The sequence below is a fragment of the Mesorhizobium sp. M0410 genome (assembly GCF_040321435.1).
Lineage (GTDB): Bacteria > Pseudomonadota > Alphaproteobacteria > Rhizobiales > Rhizobiaceae > Mesorhizobium.
This window is the reverse complement of the sequence record NZ_JAMYRN010000052.1, coordinates 1-7,746: the sequence shown is the minus strand read 5'-3', so window position 1 is coordinate 7,746 and position 7,746 is coordinate 1. Positions and strand designations below refer to the sequence as shown.

Annotated in this window: 4 protein-coding genes and 3 pseudogenes; 2 read left to right on the top strand and 5 right to left on the bottom strand. The window is 60.1% G+C overall.

Annotation, left to right across the window (positions count from 1 at the left end):
* A pseudogene (locus NKI63_RS30825) lies at window positions 1-145 on the bottom strand (IS5/IS1182 family transposase); the annotation flags it as partial.
* Between the two features lie 669 nt (window positions 146-814).
* Between NKI63_RS30825 and NKI63_RS30265 the strand changes: the two are divergent.
* Window positions 815-2,491: a tetratricopeptide repeat-containing sulfotransferase family protein gene (locus NKI63_RS30265; RefSeq protein WP_352824097.1), complete on the top strand. Its 1,677-nt coding sequence runs from the start codon at window positions 815-817 to the stop codon at window positions 2,489-2,491.
* 139 nt (window positions 2,492-2,630) lie between these two features.
* On the opposite strand, the pseudogene NKI63_RS30260 reads toward NKI63_RS30265, so the two are convergent.
* From NKI63_RS30260 to tnpA, 4 genes and pseudogenes are all read right to left on the bottom strand, one after another.
* A pseudogene (locus NKI63_RS30260) lies at window positions 2,631-2,984 on the bottom strand (porin); the annotation flags it as partial.
* Between the two features lie 320 nt (window positions 2,985-3,304).
* Window positions 3,305-4,977: pseudogene (gene tnpC / locus NKI63_RS30255) on the bottom strand (IS66 family transposase).
* A gap of 66 nt (window positions 4,978-5,043) precedes the next feature.
* Window positions 5,044-5,364, bottom strand: coding sequence for an IS66 family insertion sequence element accessory protein TnpB (gene tnpB, locus NKI63_RS30250; RefSeq protein ID WP_352506223.1), 321 nt, complete (start codon window positions 5,362-5,364; stop codon window positions 5,044-5,046).
* Window positions 5,361-5,714 carry an IS66-like element accessory protein TnpA gene (gene tnpA, locus NKI63_RS30245; RefSeq protein WP_352778697.1) on the bottom strand — a complete coding sequence of 118 codons (354 nt, stop codon included), beginning with the start codon at window positions 5,712-5,714 and terminating at the stop codon, window positions 5,361-5,363. The genes tnpB and tnpA overlap by 4 nt, the downstream gene beginning before the upstream one ends.
* A gap of 582 nt (window positions 5,715-6,296) precedes the next feature.
* Between tnpA and NKI63_RS30240 the strand changes: the two genes are divergently transcribed.
* Window positions 6,297-7,391 (top strand): acyltransferase family protein, encoded by a 1,095-nt coding sequence (locus NKI63_RS30240; protein ID WP_352824096.1) that lies wholly within the window; start codon window positions 6,297-6,299, stop codon window positions 7,389-7,391.
* Window positions 7,392-7,746: the final 355 nt, after the last annotated feature.

Sequence of the window (7,746 nt, the reverse complement as noted above, 5' to 3'; positions counted from 1 at the left end):
TGATCACCTCGCGAAAATCAACCTCGCGCGGACGGCCACGCCGCCCAGGCTTGGGCATCAGCGGCGCGAACTGCTCCCACTCCTCGTCCGTCAAATCAGACGGGTAGCGCGTACGCCTCCGGCGAAGGCCGCCTTGCGCGAGCATGGCACAGGCTCGCGTGGAAGGGGAGTCACTTGCTAGCGTGGGCGGGGGAAGGGTGCAAGTTTTCCGGCGTGGCCGAGCCGCGGCGATCGCTTCAGCCGACTGACCGCTTCCAACTTGTGGTGGGAACATCAATTCTCGAAGCCGGCGCTGCCCCTCATCGCCCTGCCGGGCACTTCTCCCCGTATAGTGACGGGCTAGCGTGCGCACACATCTGATTCGAAGGGGCAATTTCTTTGATAAGCCAAGAGCCTTGAAAACGTACGTTTTCCAAGCTGTTGAGCCCGATGCTCGGCTCCAGAAATGCGACCATCACTTTGATTTCATTGGAGTTGAATCAAATGTGTGCGCACGCTAGATAGTGACGGGAGAAGGGGCGGGCCGCAGCGCTGGCTCTCTTGCAGGCCGGCGATTGGTGAGATCGCCGATCACAGCGCCCCTCTCCCCGTCACTATAAGGGGAGAGGGTGCCGGCAGGCAGGTGAGGGGCGGCGCTAACGCCCGGAAAGAGTGACAGGACGATTTCAAAACCTTTTAGCGACGCATCCCGGGTTGAGCCTTCGACGGACATGGTGTTTTCGCCGTCGTACTGACTGGCCGAGAGCATCGTCGCGCTTACTTGGCGGTTCGCCCAAGGCTGGATTCTCCCGCGCCGTTTTGCTAGCGACATAGTATGAGCAACCGATTGCCGCCCGCCTGGGCAAAGCACCTCAAAACTCAACCCCCGGCTAAGGCGGCACCGCCGAAAGCTGCGCCACCCAAAGCCAAGCCGCAGGCCCGCCCGCCTCGCGCGCAGGCCGACGACATGCTGTTGAGGCAAGCGCTTGAACTTCAGAAATTGGATCAGCTACCTGAGGCCGAGGAGCTCTGTCATCGCGTTCTGGCGCGCACGCGTGAGCATCCGCTGGCATTGTACATACTTGGCACATTGGGGCTGGATTTCGATGATGAGTTGTCCATCAAATACTTGGCCCGGGCGGTCACCCAAGAGCCTAACAATCCGTACTACCGGCTCACACTTGGCGAAACCTATTTAAAGGTTGGCGATTACCTGCCCGCAATCAGGCACTTGCAACGGGCCTGCGAATTGAAGCCTGATCTTCTGGAGGCACTTTGCGGCTTGGCGCAGGCCTACGCCAAATTCGACAAGGCCGACATGGCTTTGCCCATCTATGAGAAGGCGCTGCGGATCGACCACTATCATCCGCAAGCCCGGATGGGTCTAGCGGATACGCTCGTAAGTCTCGGACGGATGGACGAGGCAGCAGCTTGTTTAACGGAAAACATCGCCAGGCGTCTCAACGTGCCAGGGGCTTACAACACCCTTGTAGGCATCCGGAAATTTTCTACCGAACCGCCCGAACTCAAGTCCATCCTGGACGAACTTGCCAACCCGGCGATTTCCGCCGACGAGCCCTATGGGCTTCATCTGGCGGCAGGCAAGGTTCTGAACGACCTTGGCCGTTACGGCGAGGCGATGGACCATTTTCTAAAGGCCAAGACATTCAGGACTTTAGATTTTGACATTGAGTCCTACCGCAGGTGGGTCGATTCCCTGATCGGGCTATTCGATGCCGGCTTGCTGGCATCCAAAGCCGGGTATGGTAACCCATCCGAAGCGCCCGTGTTTGTCCTCGGGATGCCGCGCTCGGGTACAACACTGACCGAGCAAATCTGCTCGAGCCATCCTTACGTTCACGGGGCCGGAGAGCTTACGAAACTGGGGCGAATCGCGGCCTCCATCGGCCTGAAGGGGGAGCCGGGACAAACCTTTGGATGGACAGTCAAGTCGATGACGATCCAGCAATCGCATGCGTTGGCTGAGGAATATCTATCCAACTTGCGTCTCTATTCGCCTACCGCACCACGCATTATCGACAAACTGCCTCATAATTTCGAGCTTATCGGTCTGATCGCCATCCTCTTCCCGAACGCGCGTTTTATTCACTGCAAGCGCGACGCGATCGACAATTGTCTTTCCTGTTTCTTTTCCGACCTAAAAAAGGGCCTTGATTACAGTTACGACCTTGGGACTCTTGGACTGGCTTATCGTGAGTATGAGCGGCTTATGCGCCATTGGCACTCGATCTTGCCCGGGCGAATTTTTGAGAATCGCTACGAAGAGCTGATATCTGACCAGGAAGGGCAATCGCGTCGCTTGATAGATCACCTTGGCTTGACCTGGGATGATGCCTGTCTTCGCTTTTTCGATAAGGCTGGGTCGGTCAGAACTATCAGTCGCTGGCAAGTCCGGCAACCGGTCTATAAATCGTCGGTCAAGCGCTGGAAAAACTATGAAAATAGGATCCAGCCACTGATCGATGCCTTGGGTGATCTTGCCGTACTTTGAACAGGATTGGCGACTGACCACAAATCCTGATGACGAAGCCGTCGACGTTCCTCGTGCGACCTTGATCAGATAATCGCGTCACGTATACGAAAAAACCCGGCGGTTGCCCGCCGGGTCGATTTCAGTCAGATGCTGCCGATTAGAAGTCGCGCTGGAAGCGGAGGATACCGCCGACGCTGTTCTTCTTGTCGGCGCCGACCCAGTTGCCGTAGATGGTCGGAGTGTCGAAGTTGCCGTAGTGGTTGTAGTCAACTTCGGCCGTGATCGTGAAGCCAGGAACAGCGGTATAGGCGACGTTCGCAGCCACACCGTAGTTCTTGTCGTCGTCACCAGACACCTGGAGATTAAACGCGGCCTTCTCGTTGAACTTGTAGGTGCCGCCGGCCCACCAAGCCCAGTTGCCGCCCCACTGCTTGTAGAAGCCACGACCGTTGGCGTCGATGCCCCCGCCGATGAGATGGACATCATTAAGGTCCCCATCGTTGCCATAGCCGAACGTACCCATCCGGTGAAGTCCGGTGAAGACCGCAGACGTGCGTATCCAGCGGCCATGAGCACCTGAGCACCGCGGTGCTGGGGTCAACCTTTCGATGGGGAGACGCGATGATATTCTTCGAGAGGAGCTTGACCTCCTCAAGCCTTCATCGGTGAAGGCCAAGATCCCGTCGTCATCGTTGGCGCCGTACACCCAGATGACGCCGTCCTCGGGCTCGAGACCGAGGGTCAGATCCTGGATGAGCGCTTCGCTGACGCCGAGGTCCCTGGCGACACGCTCGACGGTGTAGACGTGATGCACCTTATTGCGCTGCATGATCAGGCCGCCGCTGGTTGGGTCCGCAGTCTTGCGGATCTCCAATTCCATGGCAGCAAATCATCGATGCGATGGGCCGGACAGGCGGGCAGTCGGCCGAGGACGTCGGCGAGCCAGGCCTGCGGGTCGATGTCATTCAACTTGGCGCTGACGATCAGGCTGTAGAGAACGGCAGCGCGCTGGCCGCCGCGATCGGAACCGCAGAACAGCCAGGACTTTCTGCCGAGAGCGATGCCACGCAGGGCTCGCTCGGCTGCATTGTTCGATAGGCAGATCTGCCCGTCATCGAGGAACCGGGTGAAGGATGACCAGCGGCGCAGCATGTAGTTGAAGGCCTTGGTCAGATCGTGTCCGCGCGAGAGCTTGTCGCGCGTCTCGATCATCCAGCGCTCGAGCTCGGTGACCAGCGGTGCGCTCCGCTCTTGGCGCACGGCGAGGCGTTGGCCTGGCGACAGGCCGTTGATCGCGCGTTCGATATCGAACAGGGCATCGATGCGCTTCACGGCTTCAACCGCTAGCGGATAGACCAGGTTAGGCTTGTCGCCGCGCGCCTTCTTGCGCACTGCCGCTTCGATATCGGCCAGCTCGAACACTTTGCGCCGGCTGTGGGCCCAGCAGCTGGCTTCCAGAACAGGCGCCGGCTGACGGCCTGTCGCATAGAGATCGCCATAGCCGCCAAAGGCATCGGCCTGCAGAATGCCGCTCCAGCCGGCGAGATGCGCCGCGGGATGTTCCCCTCGACGATCGCGGGAATAGTAGAACACTGCCGCCGGAGGATCGGCGCCGCCGAACGGTCGTCGCGCACATAGGCCCATAATCGGCCGGTCTCGGTCTTGCCCTTGGCCAGGACCGGCACCGTCGTGTCGTCGCCGTGCAAACGTGAAGCGGCCAGCACATGGGCTTCGAGTCGCCTGAACAGCGGCATCAGCGCCGCGGCGCCGGCGCCGACCTGGTCGGCAAGCGTCGACAGGCTGAGCGGCACGCCTTCGCGGGCATAGCGTTCAGCCTGACGGTTGAGCGGCTGATGCTGGCCGAACTTCTCGAACAGGATCATCGCCAGCAGGCTGGGACCGGCCCAGCCGCGCGGGGTGGCGTGGAACGGCGCCGGAGCCTGGCTGATCGTCTCGCAGTCGCGGCAGGTGAACTTCTCCCGCACGTGCTGGATCACCTTCCATTGCCGCGGCACCACCTCCAGCGTCTCGGTGATATCCTCACCAAGCTTGCGCAGCCGATGACCGCCACAGCAGTGGCAAGCGCTCGGCGCCGGCTCGACCACGCGTTCGCGTGGCAGATGCTCGGGAAATGGCTGGCGCGCTGGTCGTTTGCGCACATAAGGCGCCACCTCGGTGGTCCGGGCCGCGGCCTGTTCGGCGGCGATCTCGTCTTCCGTCGCCGTGCTCTCGAGTTCCTCGAAGGTGAGCTCCATCTGGTCGTGCAGACGGGCTGAGCGTTCAGAACTCTGACCATGCAGCGCCCGCTGCAGCTTCCGGATCGTCAGATCCTGATGTGCGATCAGCGCCGCATCATCCGATGCCTTGGCCCTGGCGACCGCCAGTTCGGCCTCGACCAGCGCAGCGCGCGCGGCCTCGTCTTCGGCTCTGGCCAGCGCCGCGGTCAGCGCTGCTCTCAGCGCGCCGATATCGTCCGGAACAGCATCCTGGGCGGTGGCAACCATGCCCTGGAATGAATCATAAAACGCGTCCGCTGACTCGCGGAAAATGGCGCAAACTCAAAGAAAAACTCAGCCCGCGCGCTGCGGGCGGAACGTGTGACGCGGGTTGCGCCAATCGATCCCGTCGAGCATGTAGGCGAGCTGCGCCGGTGATATGGAAACCGTGCCGTCCGCCGGCGACGGCCATAGAAACCGGCCCTTCTCGAGCCGTTTTGCATATAGCGACATGCCGAGCCCATCATGCCAGATAAGGAAGACATAAAGATCGCCGGCATGCGGATCCCGGCCCAACGTCTCCTGAACCTGCAGAGCGAGCCCTTGCATCCCGCGACGCATATCGGTCCGGCCGACCGCCAACCAGATCCGCACCTGGCTCGGAACCGGGATCATGAAACGCCCAGCGCCTTCACCATCGCCGCCGCCAGTGTCGGCGGCGTGGTCAGCGGAATCCGCAGCCGCGCCTTGCCGGCGATCTCCAGCTCGATCACCGCTGGTGGCGCCCCCGGCACCGAAGCGGCGACAGGTTCATCGGGAACCACGACAACTTCGGCAAAGCCCGTCTCGCGGGCTCTCACCGTGCGGCGCCACTTATAGATCAGGCTGGTCGCGACATCGTACTGACGCGCCACCGCCGCCACTGTGGCCCCGGGCGCGAATGCCGCGGCCAGTATCCGGCACTGATCCTCTTCACTCCAACGACGACGGCGCTCCGGCCCGGTCAATATCGTCATCTGGCTCATGCTGTGCTGCTAACTACGCTCGTAAGGACGACCTTAAGAGCGCAGCTTCGCTACCGTGCCATGCTCGCGCAAGGCGGCCTTCGCCGGAGGCGTACGGTAGCGCAAGGTCTTCTTGGCGGATCTGGGCCATCCGGCCACGGCTCTGCTCTGTCCGCATCCAAAGCTTGAATCATAACCCAGCCCCAGACGGAACCCATAGTCAGCCGATTTTCAAAACGGTCTCTGAGAAGCCCGAACCCGGTGGATCGCTCGCTGACTGTCTCGACGTTGTCGGCGTTCGCCGCACGGCAATCCCAAGGTTGATCGAACCGGCCCTGCCAAATGCCGCGGTGAGCCGCCTTGGCATTGTCTTGCTCGGCGGCGAATGTCCCATTCGAATACGGTGGCCAGTCCAATGCGAGGCCTTGTGTATTTCGGCGTGGAATAATTGCGAGCCGATTGACAGAAAGGGCGAGCCTGGGCGCAGCGCCATCTCCCCAATAGGAGGTACGACGTCGCATGCGAGGCGTCGAAAGAGGTAATTGCCTCCGAAATCACCTCCGGTCAGACTAAATGACTGTCGCGAGCGCGAGAGCCAGGCTGATGCTGAACAATCTCCAGGTGCTTCGGGCTGTGGCCGCCTATGCGGTGGTTTTGTACCATGCCCAACCGTTCATCGAGCGCCTGCACCCGCTTCCCTTTCATTCACATCTGGGGGCTGCGGGTGTCGATATATTCTTCGTCATATCTGGCTTCATCATGGTTTATGCGAGCGACAGAAGCCACTGTGGCCCCGCCGCGTTCTGGCGTGACCGACTCATCCGGATATTGCCGCTATACTGGATCACCACTTTCGCGATAATAGCCGTCAGCTCTGTCGGCTTCAGTCCGTCAGGACTGCACAATTGGGACGGCTCGGACCTGCTGACATCCCTGTTCTTACTGCCGAATATACGACTCGACGGCGTTTCGGAGCCCATACTCAGTCCGGCATGGACACTGATCTACGAGGCCTTTTTCTATTTCTTCTTCGGCCTTTTCCTGCTTTCGGGGCGAATTAGTCGGGCAACTACCATTTTGTCGGTGGTCTTTCTGTCGTTTTGGTTCATGGGCGTAGTATTCAAGCCACAATCTTTTGTGATCGAGTACTATACGAATGCCATCCTACTTGAGTTCGCGCTCGGCTGCTTGCTGGGGCTCTTATATCTGAAGTCACGGGCACTCGACCTGCCCCACGGAGCAACACTGAGTGTCCTCGCGATTGGGGTAGCCATTGCTGTGCTGATTGCCCAGGACTGGTACTTGGGCGTCGAGGTTACGCGCACCGGGGAAATCAGGCTCATGCGGCTTGGCCTACCAGCGACGGTCATCGTCGCCGGAGCGTTGATACTTGAGCGTTCAAACCATCGGGCGTCGCATCGAGGCGCTCTCCTGCTGGGGTCTGCGAGCTACGCGACCTACCTAATCCATCCGCTGATTCTGCACGGCGTGTACTTTCTTGCGGCAAAAGTGCTTCCGGCTGGTTCCATTTTCTCAGCCACTTTTTATTTGTTCGCTGCATTTGCCGCTGTCTGTCTCTTCAGCGTTGGCCTGCATTTGTGGGTAGAGGCACCGCTCACCCGCTCTCTCAAGCAGCTGTCCCGCAGCCAGTCAGGCAGGACAGGTATTCCAATGCCCAAAGGTGCGAGCGCTCGGTAGAACCTGTCAAGTCTTCCCGGCGATGCTACAAGACCGCCGTGCCGGTGCGGTCGGTCTCGCGCGTCATGCCAAGTGCAGCGCGGCATCGACCTGTTCCGCGTCCTCAGAGACGCTCAGACTGGCCTGAAGGTGCTTCGGCGTGTGGGCGTAGCCTTTGGTTGTCTGGAGCGAGGTGTGCCCCATCCATCCACCGTGAACTGTCCTTAGAATGCGCAGTTAATGTGAGAGGCCGCTCTACGGCCTGCTACCGGTTCCATGGACACAGAGTTAAGAGTCCGTTTTGAAATTCACGGATGAGCGTTTCGGCGGATGAGATTGCCGTCCATTGCGACAAGGATCATGGCTTGCGAGACAT